Source organism: Clostridium cavendishii DSM 21758 (assembly GCF_900141845.1).
GTDB classification, from domain to species: Bacteria; Bacillota; Clostridia; order Clostridiales; family Clostridiaceae; genus Clostridium_AG; species Clostridium_AG cavendishii.
Window position 1 is genome coordinate 220,233 of sequence record NZ_FQZB01000013.1, and the last position, 16,243, is coordinate 236,475.

Consider the following 16,243-nt stretch of genomic DNA (forward strand, 5'->3'; position numbering starts at 1 on the left):
TACTATATCTTAATAAGTTTCTTCATTAAATTTATTTCTAAGCATATTTCATCAACAGAATTTTCAACTTTTATATCCAAAGTATTTAAATATTTAACAAAAATATTCTCTTTAATTTCATAATTTAAATATGCGATTAACTCTTCAATAAATTCCTCTCCATATTTATAAATTTGTTGGATCAAACTTCCTCTTTTTCTCATATACTCAAATGCATCTTCAATTTTAATAATTTCATTTTTAACACAATAATAACACCCAACACATTGAGCAATTAATCCTATCGCTATTCTTTTCTCATTAATTACTCTACTTAAGGAATTACTATTAATTCTTCTAACATGAACATAATTTTCTGAAACTACTACTTTTTTATTTAAATTATTAGCAAACAATTTTATTAAAGCTATAAAGTCTTCTGATATAATAAATTTATCATTATTGTTATTAGCAACTATTAGCTCACTATTTTTTACTATTGCACCTGCTAAAAGCGCCTTAATCTCTGAGGTTACTGTTATATCTTTTAAAACACTTTTAGCTTGTAATCCGCCATAACCTTTTCTATCATAAGCTACTTCAATTTGACCATTTTCATATAAATTTACTATATATCTAGGCACTACAATTATTGCATCTTCCGCTAATTTGTTGTACTCAATTTTCATTTTGTTTTTGTCTATACATAAAAGCATATCATCATCATCTAAAACAATTGTGTTTAGAGTTTTTATATTTTTAAAACCAGTATTTCTTGCTTCTGCTGACCCTTTATTAATCTCATGAATTATTATATCCTCTATTCTCAAAACTTTTTTATTTTTTATAATAGAGTTTCTTTCTTCTAAATCAACTGTTGAACAATCATCAACAATTAATTTATCCTGTAATCCAAACTTAAACCCCCTGAATAAATCCTCATTTAATATTTTAAGTCTGTTAAATGACGTAATTAACAATGTACAATCATTTAGTTTTACTTCATTTTTATTTTCATTGTTTAAGAACTTTTTAACAATATTTATTATCTTCTCCTTATTTATTATTCCTTCAATTGAATTTTTAACCAAAGCTATTTGTTTTTTTAACTCACACTTATTTTTTACATATTTTCTATATTCCATGGAATTATAATATTTATCAACAGTAATCATATTCACAGCTTCATCGATGGTATTCCATAAATACTTAGATGAATATATTCTACTAGCACCTACAAAATTGTGGATGACAGGCTTTATCCCTTTACTCATAGCTTGCATTACACTCATATTTTGAGATTCTAATACACTCGTACATAATATATAATTTTTATCTTCAAGCCATTTATCTAAGTTATCTTGCCATCCTTCATAGATTATGTTGTTTTCAAGCCCAAATTCCTTTATCATTTGCTGATAATATAGTACATATCTCTCATCCTGAAATTGTCCAGCAATATATAGTTTATATCTATTATCTTTATCATAAATGGCCTTAAATGTGTGTAATAGTAACATAGGTCCTTTTTTATAATTTATATAGCCTACATACGCTATGTTGAATCCAACTTCTCTTTCCTTAAATTTAATGTTATCCAAATTTATTCCGTTATATATAACCTCTGTTCTCTCTTTTCCTATGCTTACCTTTTTCAGCACATTACTTCTAATATGTTCCGCAACAAAAATAGCTTTATCAACATTATCCCAATTAACATTATTAATATAATTAGTGAATGCCTCATAACTATGAACTCTACATATTATTTTCTTCTCATATGCTAAAGCATGCTTACTACCATATGCTATTAATTCATCACACCATTCAAACCAGCAAATATCAGCCCATTTCATTCCTTCATCAATTTGTTGAGAATTTATTGCTATGACTTTTTTTATATCATAATCTTCTGATAGTCCCTCAATAATATCACCTAAAAAACTATCTAATCCTTGCTTTACAAAAAACACCAGCTTAACTCGTTTTTTTATATTTTCTTCTCGTGAGACTTTGATATCCTTTATCTCTATATTTTCTATTTCACTTTTACTAGATCCTAAATTATCCTGCATTATATATCACTCCAAAAATTCACTTATAACATTATACTATGTAATAATTTTAATTATGGTTTATTGTTTTTCCATTTAATTACCACCATTTTTTAACATTATATTTTATACATTGTATCTATTTACATTAAGATAAATAAATTAAATAAAAAATTATCTTGTAAAAACTGTTTTTATATATTTATAAAAAAAATAAACCTAGAGTTATAATGCATCTCTAGGTTTATATCTTTTAATTTAATAGTTTAGAAATTTAACACATACTGGTTTTGAACAAAAAATTTTCTTATTTAAATTTTTAAGCTTTCCTTTCTTATTCTCCAAAAGTTCTATATTATTACTTTTTTCATTACAAACAATTATAAACTTTTCTTCTGGATCTAAAGAAAAATCTCTCGGATAAGAACCATTCAACTTACAATTATCAATAAAAATTAGATTCTCATTTTCATAATCTATTTTAAATGACATTATACTATCATACCCTCTGTGCGATATATAAATATATTCCCCATCCTTTGAAATGTGAATAGCTCCACCAAAACTGTTTTTAACATTATCAGGTAATGTTTTTAGATATTTAACTACTTCATACTTTCCATCTTTTAAATATTTCAAGATTATTATTTCAGAAGTTTTTTCAGTAAGTACATACGCGTATTTATCATCCTTACTTTTAACCATATGCCTTGGTCCACAACCTGATTTCAAATTAATAACCTCTTTAATAGTCCTTAACTTATTATCCTTTGAAACATCATAAATTGATATTTGATCCATACCTAAATCTATAACTTCTAAAAATTTATCATCTCTTATATCAACATAATGAGGATGACTTTGTAAATTGTGATTTAAATTATTAGGAATACTATGAAAATCTTCTATTCTTTTATCTTGATTACTTAAAAAGTATTCTTCTATTTTAAAAGTATGGTAATTAGCAGTTACAATAACATCTTCAAAAATATTTTTTATAAAACAAGGAGGTTTCCCTTCATTCACTTTATAATCTATCATATTTAAACCACTAACATTATTTCTAAATATAGCTATTCCACCAAAATTATCTTTTTTAATTATTGAATATAAATATTTATTATCTTTACTTAAACTTAAATATGTTGGATTTTCTATAATAACTTCTAACTTTATCTCGGAAATAATCCCACTATCAGAATTTAATTCAATACTATAAATACCTTCACTTTCTTCTGTAGTATAAGTACCTATATATGCCTTAAATATTTTATTTTTCATAAATTCTCTCCCAATAAACACTACAATTAACGGTAAATTATTTTTTAGTCATACTATAAATTTAATAACCAAAATTCTCTGATATAAATATTACGTGTATTCTGTTGCTTATGGTTTGTCTTCTTATTAATGTATACTCACAGCATATTCTATCTTCACTTTGACATTCTACACAATATCCAACTTTAGCACATGGTGTTTTCCTATTTAACCTTTTAGCATTTGCAGGTGCTACTATATCCTTAGTTCGTGCTATAGCTTCTTCAACATTTTTTACTATCTTATTCAATCCTGCCACTATTATTATCTTTTCTGGGCCGTATAAAAGCGCTGCTACTCTGTTTCCAGTACCATCAACATTATACAATTCTCCATTTTCAGTTATTGCATTTGTGCTTGAAAAATATGCATCTGCAAAAAATGCTTGCCTATATATTTTTTTAATATCATCTTTTGTTAGATTATCTTTATATCTATCAAGAAAATTATATTTACCACTTCTTAAATAATCTATTATCCCAGTTTCAAATAGTGTCATTGATCCACCACAACCTACTGTATCTCCATCTTTTATAAGTTCTTCTATCTTTTTTAATAGTTCATCTTTTGACCTAACTAAATAACCGTTCATATTATTCTTTTCTAAAGATGCTATAACTCTTTCAGCTCTTTTTTCATTTACCCATTCAATATTTTTATTCATAAACACACCCTCCTATATTATATAAAAAAAGTGAGATATTACTCTCACTTTTTAGTTATTTTATTTCATATATCTTATGTAAATAATTATTTACCACAGCACTTCTTGTACTTTTTCCCACTACCACAAGTACATGGATCATTTCTTCCAACTTTATTTTCATTTCTAACTATTTTTGATTCTCTATATCTTGTAGCAATTTCTTTTCTCTTTTCTTGTGAGAATATTGCTTCCCATTGTGGTAATTCATATAAATATTCAGCTTTAGCATCTAACATGTTAAAGTATAATTTTTCAAAATCTATATCAAAAGCTAATTCTTGATCCGCTTCAACCTTTTCTAAGTCATATGAAGTTTTTAAACTATCATTTATTCCATCAACGAATCCCATAACAAATTCAATTGTTACTCCAAATTCATCTGCTAATGATTTTATAGAAGCCTTCTTAACCTCTCCATGATTAGCTAATAAATTTACGTATATTTTTGTTTCTATATCACTATATTCATCCCAAAATGCTGCTTCGCCCTTAGTTTTCACATATTCTACAACCATATCCGTCCATTGTTTATATAAACTCATTTCCCTATCTCCTTTTTAATCATAAATATTATATAAAAATTATAATAATTAATTCCTCTATTTTCAAGCAAATTTATATTTTCTTTTTATTCAATTCTATATTTTGATACTTTTTCACAATAACTACATTTATAATTTTCGTCAATTATCATATTAGGAAAGCTTTCTTTTTTAGATATACACTCATCAATTGCAATTTCTACATGCTCTTCACAAGCTAATATGATGTTTCTTAAATCCATATAAATCACCTCTTCTAAAAGGTTTAATACATTTCAACTTCTACCTAAAATACTTATCTATAATGTTTAATCCTATTTTGCTAATCTTATGTATTCACTTGGATTGTTCCTACTTGCCATTTTTAGAATCAAATCCTTATCTAGTTCTAGATTATTTTCATTTAATACATTTAATACTGTTTGATATGCTAAATCTGGTTGATTATTTGTACTACTTAAATGTCCTAAAAATATATGCTTTTGTCTACCATATTTCATAATCTCTACTATTGCCTCACCACAATTCTCATTAGATAAATGACCTATTTCACTTAATATTCTTTGCTTCAAAATATAAGGATAGGGTCCGTATTTAACCATTTGTACATCGTGGTTACTTTCTAACAATATCACATCAGATTTTCTTATATTTTGTTTTATCTCTTCTGTAAATGTTCCTATATCAGTTACTACACTACAATTATATTTACCATTACTTACTGTATAGCCTACAGGACCTGCTGCATCATGTGGTATATTAAAAGATTTTATTTCTATATCTTTTATACTTACAGTGCTTCTCTTATCCATAATTTTAATATTATGATCCTTAACATTCCCAATATTAGACTTCATAGCTAACCATGTATCTGAATTTGCATATATAGGTATATCATATTTTCTAGACAGAACTCCTACACCTTTTATATGATCTGAGTGTTCATGAGTTATAAATATCCCATCAATTTTTGTTGTATCTTCATCTACACTCTTTAATGCTTCATCAATTTTCTTCCCTGGAAGCCCTGCGTCTATTAATATTCTTGTATTATCCGTACCAATAAATATACTATTTCCACTACTTCCACTATATAGTGAACAAAAATTCATTATGTTTCCCCCACCTAGTTATCTTTGAACTCTAGATATATTAGCTCCCAGTGATTTGAACTTCTCTTCTATTCTAGGATATCCTCTATCTATATGCTCTATACTACATATTTCTGTACTTCCTTCTGCTATAAGACCAGCTATAACCATTGCTGCACCTGCTCTTAAATCCGTTGCCTTTACTACTGCTCCAGTTAACTTGTCTGTCCCATCGATTATAGCAGTTCTTCCTTCTACTTTTATTGATGCTCCCATCTTTTTAAGCTCATCAACATGCTGATGTCTAGATTCCCATATAGTTTCAACTATTAAACTTCTTCCTTCTACTGAGCTTAGTAATGAACACATAGGTTGTTGTACGTCTGTAGGGAATCCTGGATATGGTGATGTCTTTATATTTATACCTTTAAGCTGCTTATCTACAAATACTCTTATAGTATCATCACCCTCTTCTATATTAACACCCATTTCAATAAGTTTTGCACTTATTGATTCCAAATGCTTAGGTATAACATTTGTTAGTGTAACATCTCCCTTAGTAGCCGCTGCTGCTATCATAAATGTTCCTGCTTCTATCTGATCTGGAACTACACTATAATTACATCCCTTTAAATCTTTAACGCCCTTTATTCTTATAACATCAGTTCCTGCACCCTTAACATCTGCTCCCATCGAATTTAAGAAGTTAGCTACATCTACAACATGTGGTTCTTTTGCAACATTTTCAAGTGTAGTCGTTCCCTCTGCCAAAGTTGCTGCTAACATTAAATTTATAGTAGCTCCAACACTTACTACGTCAAAGAATATATTGGCTCCAACTAACTTTTCAGCCTTAACTGAAATAGTTCCATGCTCTATAGAAACCTTTGCCCCTAATGCTTCAAAGCCTTTAATATGTTGATCTATAGGCCTAACCCCTATAGGGCATCCCCCTGGAAGGTCAACTCTAGCTTCTTTGAACCTCGAAAGTAAAGCACCTATAAAATAATATGATGCTCTCATTCTACTACCATGTTCTGTACAAGCGTTTACGCTAGTCATTTTTGTAGCATTTATTTTTAAAGTATTTTCCCCTAATTTTTCTACTTCGCAACCTAATACTCCTAATATTCTTTCTAAACAATGTACATCTTCTATGTTTGGTATATTATCTATTACACATTCCCCTGAACTCGCTAATATTGCAGCTGGTAATATTGCTACGGCTGCATTCTTAGCTCCATTAATTTCTATTTCACCTTTTAAAGCTGTTCCACCTTTTATAACTAATCTTTCCATCCACTTCACCCTTGCCTATTTTTATTCTATATATCAAATTCCCATCAAATTTCTTATTATCTATTTCAATCCGAAAACTTCCTGTAAATATTTTAAAAATATTTTAAATTCCATTATTAGTTGATTTTATCAACTCTTTTCATTATATCACAATACCACTATATTTAAATAGGTTTTTTCAAATGTTATTATAGTAATTTATTCTATGTAAATGTAAACATACAATAATAAATCAATTTTTAATTAATTTCTTTTTTACACTTTTCCCTTTTTAGTTTATTTTTTCAATTTTATTTAATTTTTCCCATTAAATATATTGTTTCACATGTTCTTAAAAATATTCATTTCATAGGCATTTTTTAATATTATTTTATATAATTCTGAGGATTTATTACTTGAATTAATAAAAAAAATAAGCCTTATAATAAAATTAAATTCTATTATAAGGCTTATCTTTTTAATTTTAGTAAGAATAATATAAAAATTTAATCCTTCTTACATTAAATTATGCATTTGAATTTTTAAAACTTCCACAATCAGTACATTCTTTAGTTTTAGCAGTAGCTTCATGTTTTACAACTTGAATTTTTTCTAATGTACAATAATTATCATCTTTGCAATGATATGCACATTCTTCAACAGAACATCCAATACTATCATTATGTCTCATTTTAAAATCTCCTCTTACTTTTAAAATATAATTATGAATTTCAATTCACAAATCTTATTATGTACATAAAAAATTTAATTATTCTATATTTTTATTGCTTGTAATATGCTATAATTTATAACAAAGTTTGTATATTATATAAATACAACAATTAAGCGAGGTTTTAATATGAAATATTATTTAGTAGCATTATTTGATGAAAATTCTTATAAGAATATAGAACCCTTACAAAAAAGTTTATCAAAAAAGTATAAGTTATATAAAAATCTTCCTACACTTCACATAACTTTAGAAGTTATTGATAACCCTAACATTGATAAACTTGATGAAATCTTACAAAAGTTCTTTAAACCTTATAAAAAATTCAAAGTAGAATTAAATGATATTATATGTTTTAATGAACCTCATAAATCTGTAAATTTAAAAGTAGAGAATGCAGGTTATATAAAAAAGATTTCTAGATCATTGAATGATTTACTTAAATTACATGGTTTCTTCGTTAGAGATAATATAAATGATTGGGATATGCATGTTTCTCTTGCTAATTCAAATTTTGCAAATAGGGAATGGAAAAAAAATGAGTATGAAATAGCTTGCAGTACAACAAAAGACAAAGGATTTTTTAGTGTTGCAAAAATAAATAGGATAGAACTTTGGAAACCTGTTAATAACAAAAAAGATATGGTTGTTAAAAGTTACAATCTTAGAGACTATTAATCTTTTAAAATTTAATACGAAAATATTTACGAGAGCATATATATTTTTTTAAAATCTATAATATGCTCTTTTTTAATAATCGTAATATTTGGATTTGTCAATAAATTTAAAAAAATTTTAACTTTTTCTTTTTGTATTCGTTTACCCACCTTTTCAATTTTAAAAAGTTTTTGTAAAATAAAGTTGTAACACTTTGTGTTAAAGAGGATAGGGGGATTTCACAAAATGAATCTTGATAAATTATTTTCTCACCAAAATTTAATAAATTCTAAAATTTCAGTTGATAAGAATTTAAGCGAGTATAAAATAACTGCTAGAAAGCAACTAACTTTGCAAGTTAGGCTTAGTGATTTAGCTAACGAAACAAAATGTTTTAATTATTCAACTGAAAAAGAAACTAAGATATCAAAACAATTAGTCCTAGAAAAATATGTAGATTGCTTAGGTCACATACTGACTTTAGGCATAGATAAAAATTATGTTACCCTAAATTCAATAACTATAAAACCGAATGATTATTGTCTAAGTGATCAATTTTTAAATTTATTTATAGATTTAAATGATCTTATAATATCACCTTCAATTGATCATTATGAAACTTTACTTGAAGACTTTATGAGTCTTGGTGTAAGTTTAGGTTTTTCATCAGATCAAATCGAAGAACGTTTTTTTAATATAAACTATTGTAAAATTGCACTCTAATTTTTTAGAGTGCTTTTTTTTTTATTTTTTGGATACAATAAGCTAGAGGTGATTTTATGATAGGTATTATTTTCTCTATTCTAGCTGGTGTAGCCATGAGTATCCAAGGAGTTTTTAATAGTAGATTAAGTGATAAAATAGGTATTTGGGAAACAAATGCTATCGTTCAAGGATCGGCATTTGTTTTAACTCTTATTATTATGTTCTTTTTTGGTAATGGAACCTTTAAAGAACTACGCACTGTAAATAAATTGTATCTTTTAGGTGGTGTTCTGGGAGTTATAATAATTTTCACGGTCATAACTGGTATAACTTCTTTAGGAGCAACATACTCTATAGCTATAATATTAGTTGCTCAATTAACTGCTGCTGCAATTATAGATGCCTTTGGATTATTTGATTCAAAAAAATTAACTTTTGGAATGAACGAAATTATTGGCGTTATCATAATGATTGTTGGTATAATAGTGTTTAAATGGAAACACTAAAAGGAGACTTTATTTATGAATTTTTTTGCCAATATAAAATTTCTTTCACGCCTTACATTAAATAACTTTAAAGCTTATTCTCAAAAACCAGAGGATTGTATGAATGATGATTTATCCGAGGACTCTGTTAAATGGCTGGGCCACGCTACAGCTCTTATAAATCTTGGTAATAAAATATTAGTTACCGATCCTGTTACTTCGAACTTTTTAGGTCATTTTAAAAGAATGGTTAAAATGCCTAATGATTTAAAGAATATAAATATAGATTACATTCTTTTATCTCATGGTCACATGGATCATATGCATTTCTCATCACTTTTTAAATTAAATAGGAATGCTATTGTTATAGTGCCTAAAGGTTATAAAAAATTACTTAAACTTATGGGATTTAAAAACGTAGTTCTTTTAAGACATGGTGAAACTTATAATGATGAATACATCTCTATCAAAGCTTTAGAAGCAAATCATGATGGTAGAAGATATTACATGGGTATAGATGATGAAAGTAATTCTTATATCATTAAACATAAAAATAAAAGCGTTTTTTACGCTGGTGATACAGCATTTACTGAAGGTTTTAAAGATTTAAAATGTGATGTTGCTTTAATGCCTGTTGGCTGTTATAAGCCTGATAGATTTTCAGTTATGCACTGCACTCCAGAAGAAAGCTTTGAGATGTTTAAGATGATGGATGCAAATATTATGCTTCCTATTCATTATAAAACCTTTATGTTATCCTTAGAGGATTTTAACGAGACATCCTTAAGACTAGAAAAATTAAACGATGGATCAATAAATATACTAAACGTTGGTGAAGTTTTAAAAATTTAATATAAAATTATAAATTAGTATAGCATACTCCTTCCTAAGCATATAATATATATTGTAATAATTAGGAAGGAGCTTTTTATGTTTTCACTTAAAAGCAAATTAGACCATAATCTAAGGATTAATTTAGATAAGTCCCTTCAGCAAAATTACAGAGTACTTATTAAATGCAAAAGATTTGAAGATAATATAGAAAAAAAAATTCTATCTCTTAAAGGAACTTTAATTTGTTCTATCAAATCCCAAGGTCTTATAGCTGCTAATTTAAGTCAGCGATCAATCTATAGGTTAATTGAATATCCAGAGGTTAATTATATATGTTTTGATGAGTACGCCTTACTTTGCGCTATGAGTATTTCTACTGCAACTGGAGGTCGTAGTTTTGAAAAATTCAATTTTACTGGAAAAGGAATTTCTATAGGTTTAATCGATACTGGTGTTTTTCCTCATCCTGATCTATCTTCACCACATTCCAAAATTCTAAAATTTACCGACCTAATAAATGATATAAAATATCCTTATGATGATCATGGACATGGAAGTTTTATAGCGGGTATTTTGTGTGGAAGTGGTATAAGCTCTAAAAATCTATATAAAGGAATAGCGGAAAAAAGTTCTCTCATCTGTTATAAAGCTTTTAATTCAACAGGTAAGGGATATGTTTCTAACATTTTATGTGCCTTAGAATCACTCATTGAAGAAAGTGAGCATCTTAATGTTAAAGTTATTTGTTTACCTTTTGAATTAATATCTCACAATATGTTTATAATATCACTTTTTCATAAACTGTTTAAACTAGCTAATGAAAAGAACATAATTGTAGTCATACCTTCTGGAAGTAGTCCAAATGGCGAAGGATCTATGAACCCTCTTTGCTTTTCTTCTGATTGCTTGGTTGTAGGTGGTATAAATAACTCCAAATCTTCACCTGTACCTTATATCTATTCAGCATCATCATGTTATTCTAAAACTCACAAACCAGATTTAAGTGTAGCTTGTGTTAATATAACATCAATTAACACAGATAAAAACTATATTTCTCAAAAGAACGGGATTAAAATTTATTCCCCAAGATTAGAAACACCTTATATAACCTACACTGGAACATCCATTTCAGCTGCATTTATAAGTGCTATTTGTAGTCTGATTTTTGAAGCAAACCCCAGCTTAACATTTAAAGATATATCATCCTTACTTAAACTTTACTCTAATAATATGGATATTGATAAAAATTTTATTGGTGACGGTATATTAGATACAAAACGTTTATTTACAATGCTAGCTAATAAAAAATAAAAAAGTGGTCTTATATAATTTTCTTATTAATTAAATTAATTAAATTAATTTAATTCAATAAAAATTATATAGGACCACTTAACTTTTAACTAAAAACTTTATTTGTAAATTAATATTAATAAACCCACCAAAATATATAGCATATATATTTTTATAATTATCATAAGTTTTATTTTATATATTGCTTAGGGTTAATAGCCATACCATTAGTTCTCAATTCAAAGTGTAAATGAGGCCCAGTGCTATTTCCGGTACTACCAACTTTACCAATTAACTCTCCTTCTTTAACACAAGCACCTTTTTTGGCAAGTATTTCACTGGCATGACCATATACTGTCTCTATACCATTTCCATGATCTAGTATTAACATATTTCCATAAATATCATTATAACCAGTATATTTAACAACTCCATCCAATGCTGCAGTTATAGGTGCCCCATAGGCTTCTCCAATATCCATACCATGATGTATTGCTCCATGTCTTTCTCCATATGGTGATGTTATAAATCCTCCTCTAGTAGGTTTATTTAAAAATGGTACACTTGCAGCTATTGGATTTTTAGTTCCCTTTAAAATCACAATTGGTTTAGCTACTACTATACTCTTCTTTTCTAAAACATTACTTTGCTTAAGCTTTCCATTTATAAAGATCTCTTTTTTAACAACTTCATCTTCACCCTTTAATCCCTCTTGTTTAATACTTTCTCCTAAATATAAAGTTGAAGTTTGCATAACATTTATAGTAGGTTCAGAAGCTTCTACTACTTTATCTTTTAAACATATTTCAACTTTTGCAACTTGTGTTTCTTCACTTGAATTAAGTTTAATTATGTTATTTTTTATAGACTCTTTTGAAGATATTTTATTTAATTTTACTATTTCATCTTTGTATTGTGAGTTAGTATTGACTCTTATATATATAATATTTTTCTTATCTATTTTCCCACTTTTTATGTATAAATCGGGTAGTTCTTTTAAGATTTTCTTACCTTCTTCTATATCTGATACATATCCAACTACCTTATCATTAAGTATAAATGCTTTTGCATTTACATCTATATTTAAACTATTTTTTATATTATTTTTTATATCCTCACTTGAACTTAAATTTATATTACTTCCTATTATTTTATTAAACTCTAAATCTGAGTTTTTTATATCACTTAACTTAAATTTACTTTTAATTTCAGAAATATACTCTTTATAACTATCGCGTGCTAAAGTTTTATTATCTATGTATCCAACTGTTATTCCATCCACCTTAAATTCATAAACACCAGGCCATAAATCAATTATTAAATATAGCATTAAAGGTATTGATACTGACATTACGAATTTAAGTATATTCTTTTTCAAATTACTCATAATGTATATTTTCAAGCCTCCATTAGTAAAATTTTAACACAATACCTTAAATACTCTTCCCCATATTTTAAATTTTATTCCTAATATTTAAATTCAAATAAATGTTTCATATTAATTTTTTAGCATTGTTGTTAGATAAACTCCTCTTTGTTATAATTAACTTACCATATAATATAAAGAGGATTAATTAGGTATAATATATTTTGAAATATTTATATCTCTTGATTTATGTTATAAATAATTTTATAATCCTGTATGTATTATTAAAAGTTTGGATTCTTACTTAATTTAAATATAATTTAGAAAGGTGATAAGATATGAGCACATTTATGCTAAAAAACTCAGCAGTAAATTTTACCCCAGTAAGCAATATATTTATAGATAAATATATGGGAAGAGCTCGTGGTGAATTTGTTAAAGTTTATTTATTAATTCTTAAATATAGCATATCAGGTGAACTTGGAGTTAGCTCGTCAATAATTTCTTCTAATTTGAGTCTTTTAGAATCTGATATTATGAACGCTTTAAACTACTGGCAAGAAGAAGGTGTCATAGATCTTATTGCTATAGATAAAATGGGCAATTTTAATATAAAATTTAAAGATTTATCCGAAAATATAGAAGCTCCAGCTTCAAATGTTGATTTATTAGAAGCCCTTAACCAAGATAACACTAAGGGCATGTTAAAAGAAATAGAACTTTTAATAGGCAGACCACTCTCTCCAAAAGAAATGCATACTTATCTAAGTTGGCAAAAGGATTTTGGTTTTCCTTCTGAACTTATTTTACTACTTATAGAATATTGCGCATCTAAAGGTAAAAGTGATGCTCGTTATATTGAAAAAGTAGCTTTAGCTTGGCATGAAACAAATATTTCAACTATAGAAGCTGCCCAAAATTATATAACTAAAAATGAAGATAAGTGGTTTAAATTCAGAAAAATCCTTAATTATTTAGGTATTAATAATAATGAGATAATGAAGCCTCAACAAGATCTTTTAGAAAAATGGCTTTTTAATTACAACTTTTCTCTTGAAATTATTTTTAAGGCTTGTGATATTTGTTTTGAAAGGTTAAATAGAGCTGATTTTAAATATATAGATGGTATCTTAAATAAATGGCACAAGGAAGGCTTTCAAACTAAAGAGGAAATTGAGGCTAAAGACATCCTTAAAAAACCTTATGTAAAAAAAGATTTTAATAAGGATATTGTTACTTCTCAACCTTCAAATAAAAAACCATTACGTTTTTCAAATTATGAGCAAAGGGATTATGACTATGACTCCCTAGAAAAAAAATTGTTAGGATGGGATGATAATGATTAAAGGATACCAAAGCGAGCTTATGGATATATACGAAAAAATACGTGAACAAGAAAAAGAAGCTTTAGAAACTAGACGTAAAGAAATATCCAAAAGTTGCCCTAAGATTATGGATATTGAGAACACCATAGCTAAACTCTCATTAAAGCTTGCAACTACAGCTATGAAGAATGTTCCTAACGCCACCAAAGAATTAGAGAACATTAAAAATGAAATTAAAAATTTAAGAGCTACTAAATATGAGCTTCTTGTTGAAAATGGTTACTATCCTGAATATCTAAATATTCATTATAGATGCAAACATTGTAAGGATACAGGTTACATAGTGACTGAGAAATGCAGATGTTACAATCAAAAGTTAGTCCAAATTTATTATAAGAATTCAGAAATAGAAGAAGCTACTAAATTTAATAACTTTAATACATTTAACATAGAATATTACTCATCTAGTAGAGTTGGTGATGAAAGATACTCTCCTAGAAGAAATATGACTGGTATTTTAGATAAAATTACACATGAATATATACCTAATTTCAATAGAACTGATGATAATATCTTATTCTACGGAAATTCAGGTACAGGAAAAACCTTCTTAACCCATTGCATAGCTAAAGAGCTTTTAGATGCTGGATATTTAGTTGTTTATAAAACCTCTGATGAACTTATTCGTAACTTAAAAGAAATTAGATTTGAAAACAATCAAAATCTAGAGGACTTACTTGTAAATTGTGATTTATTAATAATAGATGATTTAGGTGCTGAACAAGTCACTGAATTCTCTGTAACAGAACTATTTACTTTACTTAACAAAAAAATATTAAAGAAAAAAAAGATGATTATTTCAACAAATTTAAATCTTTCAGATTTAACTAAAACCTATGCTGAAAGAATAACTTCTAGGTTATTTGGTAACTTTACCTTATTTAAAGTTTATGGTGATGACATAAGAGTAAAAAAGAACCTCAGCAAAAATAGATAATAAAGAAACCTTAAACTACAAAAGTTTTATTTTCATAAACCTACCATTAAAAGCACTTTATATTACTACTATATAATTTTTTGATTGGATGTGAAAAAATATGGGTAAATTAATATATGAAATGATACCAATGTTGTTATCATTAGGTATAAGTCAAATAGCTTACTTGAAAGTTGATAAAAAGTATGGCATAAGTGATAAGATAAGTTCAAAGATTAGAGTAAAAGATAAATGGAAATCATTTTTTTGTTTCTCTTGCACAATGTTGATTATATTATCTTTTTGGATTATTGATATGTATGTAATTGATATTCCCCAAACTATATATTCTATACTTAATGGAATCGTAATTGGTATAGGCATTGGAATGTCAAACCAAATGTTGATTTTAAAAAATAAATAGATACTACTTTATAAAAATAAAAGAAGGCTAAGTCCTTCTTTTATTTTTATAAAAGTTTAAACATAAACAAAAAACTTCTTGGTTAAACCAAGAAGTTTTGGAGCTGGCAATAGGAATCGAACCTACAACCTGCTGATTACAAGTCAGCTGCTCTACCGTTGAGCCATGCCAGCGTACTAATTCAATTATATATCACCAATTAAAATTGGCGACTCAGAAGGGGCTCGAACCCTCGACCTCCGGCGTGACAGGCCGGCACTCTAACCAACTGAGCTACTGAGCCATATGTGGTGGAAACAACAGGGATCGAACCTGTGACCCTCTGCTTGTAAGGCAGATGCTCTCCCAGCTGAGCTATGCTTCCATAAATGGTGACTCCTAGGGGAATCGAACCCCTGTTACCACCGTGAAAGGGTGGTGTCTTGACCGCTTGACCAAGGAGCCTTATGTTTTAAATTTATCACCAATTAAAATTGGCGAC

The 16,243-nt window shown here is 27.4% G+C and carries 17 protein-coding genes and 4 tRNA genes; 8 read left to right on the forward strand and 13 right to left on the reverse strand.

Annotated elements, in window-relative coordinates; translation table 11 throughout:
* Positions 1–2 precede the first annotated feature (2 nt).
* The 8 genes from BUB01_RS15900 to BUB01_RS15935 form a co-directional block, all read right to left on the reverse strand.
* Complete coding sequence (locus BUB01_RS15900; protein WP_072990144.1) at positions 3–2,054, reverse strand: glycosyltransferase; 2,052 nt, start codon at positions 2,052–2,054, stop codon at positions 3–5.
* Between the two features lie 237 nt (positions 2,055–2,291).
* Complete coding sequence (locus tag BUB01_RS15905) at positions 2,292–3,314, reverse strand: lactonase family protein (protein ID WP_072990147.1); 1,023 nt, start codon at positions 3,312–3,314, stop codon at positions 2,292–2,294.
* 61 nt (positions 3,315–3,375) lie between these two features.
* On the reverse strand, positions 3,376–4,017 hold the full coding sequence (locus tag BUB01_RS15910) for a lactate utilization protein (protein ID WP_072990149.1): 642 nt from the start codon (positions 4,015–4,017) through the stop codon (positions 3,376–3,378).
* Positions 4,018–4,103: 86 nt separating this feature from the next.
* Positions 4,104–4,601, reverse strand: coding sequence for an SEC-C metal-binding domain-containing protein (locus tag BUB01_RS15915; protein WP_072990151.1), 498 nt, complete (start codon positions 4,599–4,601; stop codon positions 4,104–4,106).
* An 86-nt stretch (positions 4,602–4,687) separates the two neighbouring features.
* The gene (locus BUB01_RS15920) at positions 4,688–4,843 is read right to left on the reverse strand and encodes a CxxH/CxxC protein (protein WP_072990153.1); all 156 of its coding nucleotides are present in this window, start codon (positions 4,841–4,843) and stop codon (positions 4,688–4,690) included.
* A 72-nt stretch (positions 4,844–4,915) separates the two neighbouring features.
* Positions 4,916–5,713 carry an MBL fold metallo-hydrolase gene (locus tag BUB01_RS15925; RefSeq protein ID WP_072990155.1) on the reverse strand — a complete coding sequence of 266 codons (798 nt, stop codon included), beginning with the start codon at positions 5,711–5,713 and terminating at the stop codon, positions 4,916–4,918.
* An 18-nt stretch (positions 5,714–5,731) separates the two neighbouring features.
* On the reverse strand, positions 5,732–6,991 hold the full coding sequence (locus BUB01_RS15930; protein WP_072990159.1) for a UDP-N-acetylglucosamine 1-carboxyvinyltransferase: 1,260 nt from the start codon (positions 6,989–6,991) through the stop codon (positions 5,732–5,734).
* Positions 6,992–7,496: 505 nt separating this feature from the next.
* Positions 7,497–7,661, reverse strand: coding sequence for a DUF1540 domain-containing protein (locus BUB01_RS15935; RefSeq protein WP_072990161.1), 165 nt, complete (start codon positions 7,659–7,661; stop codon positions 7,497–7,499).
* A 168-nt stretch (positions 7,662–7,829) separates the two neighbouring features.
* Here BUB01_RS15935 and BUB01_RS15940 point away from each other — a divergent pair, with 168 nt between their 5' ends.
* The 5 genes from BUB01_RS15940 to BUB01_RS15960 all read left to right on the forward strand — a co-directional run bounded on the left by BUB01_RS15940 (position 7,830) and on the right by BUB01_RS15960 (position 11,692).
* Entirely contained in the window at positions 7,830–8,378 is a 549-nt protein-coding gene (locus BUB01_RS15940; protein ID WP_072990163.1) for a 2'-5' RNA ligase family protein, read from the forward strand.
* Between the two features lie 225 nt (positions 8,379–8,603).
* Positions 8,604–9,080 carry a dUTP diphosphatase gene (locus BUB01_RS15945; RefSeq protein ID WP_072990165.1) on the forward strand — a complete coding sequence of 159 codons (477 nt, stop codon included), beginning with the start codon at positions 8,604–8,606 and terminating at the stop codon, positions 9,078–9,080.
* A 56-nt stretch (positions 9,081–9,136) separates the two neighbouring features.
* Positions 9,137–9,568 carry a DMT family transporter gene (locus BUB01_RS15950; RefSeq protein WP_072990167.1) on the forward strand — a complete coding sequence of 144 codons (432 nt, stop codon included), beginning with the start codon at positions 9,137–9,139 and terminating at the stop codon, positions 9,566–9,568.
* A 15-nt stretch (positions 9,569–9,583) separates the two neighbouring features.
* Positions 9,584–10,399, forward strand: a complete 816-nt coding sequence (locus BUB01_RS15955; RefSeq protein WP_072990169.1) for an MBL fold metallo-hydrolase — start codon at positions 9,584–9,586, stop codon at positions 10,397–10,399.
* A 78-nt stretch (positions 10,400–10,477) separates the two neighbouring features.
* Positions 10,478–11,692 carry a S8 family serine peptidase gene (locus tag BUB01_RS15960; protein ID WP_072990172.1) on the forward strand — a complete coding sequence of 405 codons (1,215 nt, stop codon included), beginning with the start codon at positions 10,478–10,480 and terminating at the stop codon, positions 11,690–11,692.
* Positions 11,693–11,861: 169 nt separating this feature from the next.
* On the opposite strand, the gene BUB01_RS15965 is transcribed toward BUB01_RS15960, so the two are convergent.
* On the reverse strand, positions 11,862–13,073 hold the full coding sequence (locus BUB01_RS15965) for a M23 family metallopeptidase (RefSeq protein ID WP_143152516.1): 1,212 nt from the start codon (positions 13,071–13,073) through the stop codon (positions 11,862–11,864).
* Between the two features lie 302 nt (positions 13,074–13,375).
* On the opposite strand from BUB01_RS15965, the gene BUB01_RS15970 reads away from it, so the two are divergent.
* The 3 genes from BUB01_RS15970 (at position 13,376) to BUB01_RS15980 (ending at position 15,762) form a co-directional block, all read left to right on the forward strand.
* Positions 13,376–14,383, forward strand: a complete 1,008-nt coding sequence (locus tag BUB01_RS15970; RefSeq protein WP_072990177.1) for a DnaD domain protein — start codon at positions 13,376–13,378, stop codon at positions 14,381–14,383.
* Positions 14,376–15,359 (forward strand): ATP-binding protein, encoded by a 984-nt coding sequence (locus BUB01_RS15975; protein ID WP_072990179.1) that lies wholly within the window; start codon positions 14,376–14,378, stop codon positions 15,357–15,359. The genes BUB01_RS15970 and BUB01_RS15975 overlap by 8 nt, the downstream gene beginning before the upstream one ends.
* A gap of 100 nt (positions 15,360–15,459) precedes the next feature.
* Positions 15,460–15,762, forward strand: coding sequence for a hypothetical protein (locus tag BUB01_RS15980; protein WP_072990182.1), 303 nt, complete (start codon positions 15,460–15,462; stop codon positions 15,760–15,762).
* 98 nt (positions 15,763–15,860) lie between these two features.
* On the opposite strand, the gene BUB01_RS15985 is transcribed toward BUB01_RS15980, so the two are convergent.
* The 4 genes from BUB01_RS15985 to BUB01_RS16000 all read right to left on the reverse strand — a co-directional run bounded on the left by BUB01_RS15985 (position 15,861) and on the right by BUB01_RS16000 (position 16,206).
* Positions 15,861–15,935, reverse strand: a tRNA-Thr gene (locus tag BUB01_RS15985).
* Positions 15,936–15,968: 33 nt separating this feature from the next.
* Positions 15,969–16,045 (reverse strand) — tRNA-Asp (locus BUB01_RS15990).
* Positions 16,046–16,050: 5 nt separating this feature from the next.
* Positions 16,051–16,126: transfer RNA gene (locus BUB01_RS15995), tRNA-Val, on the reverse strand.
* Positions 16,127–16,131: 5 nt separating this feature from the next.
* A tRNA-Glu gene (locus BUB01_RS16000) sits at positions 16,132–16,206 on the reverse strand.
* Positions 16,207–16,243 lie beyond the last annotated feature (37 nt).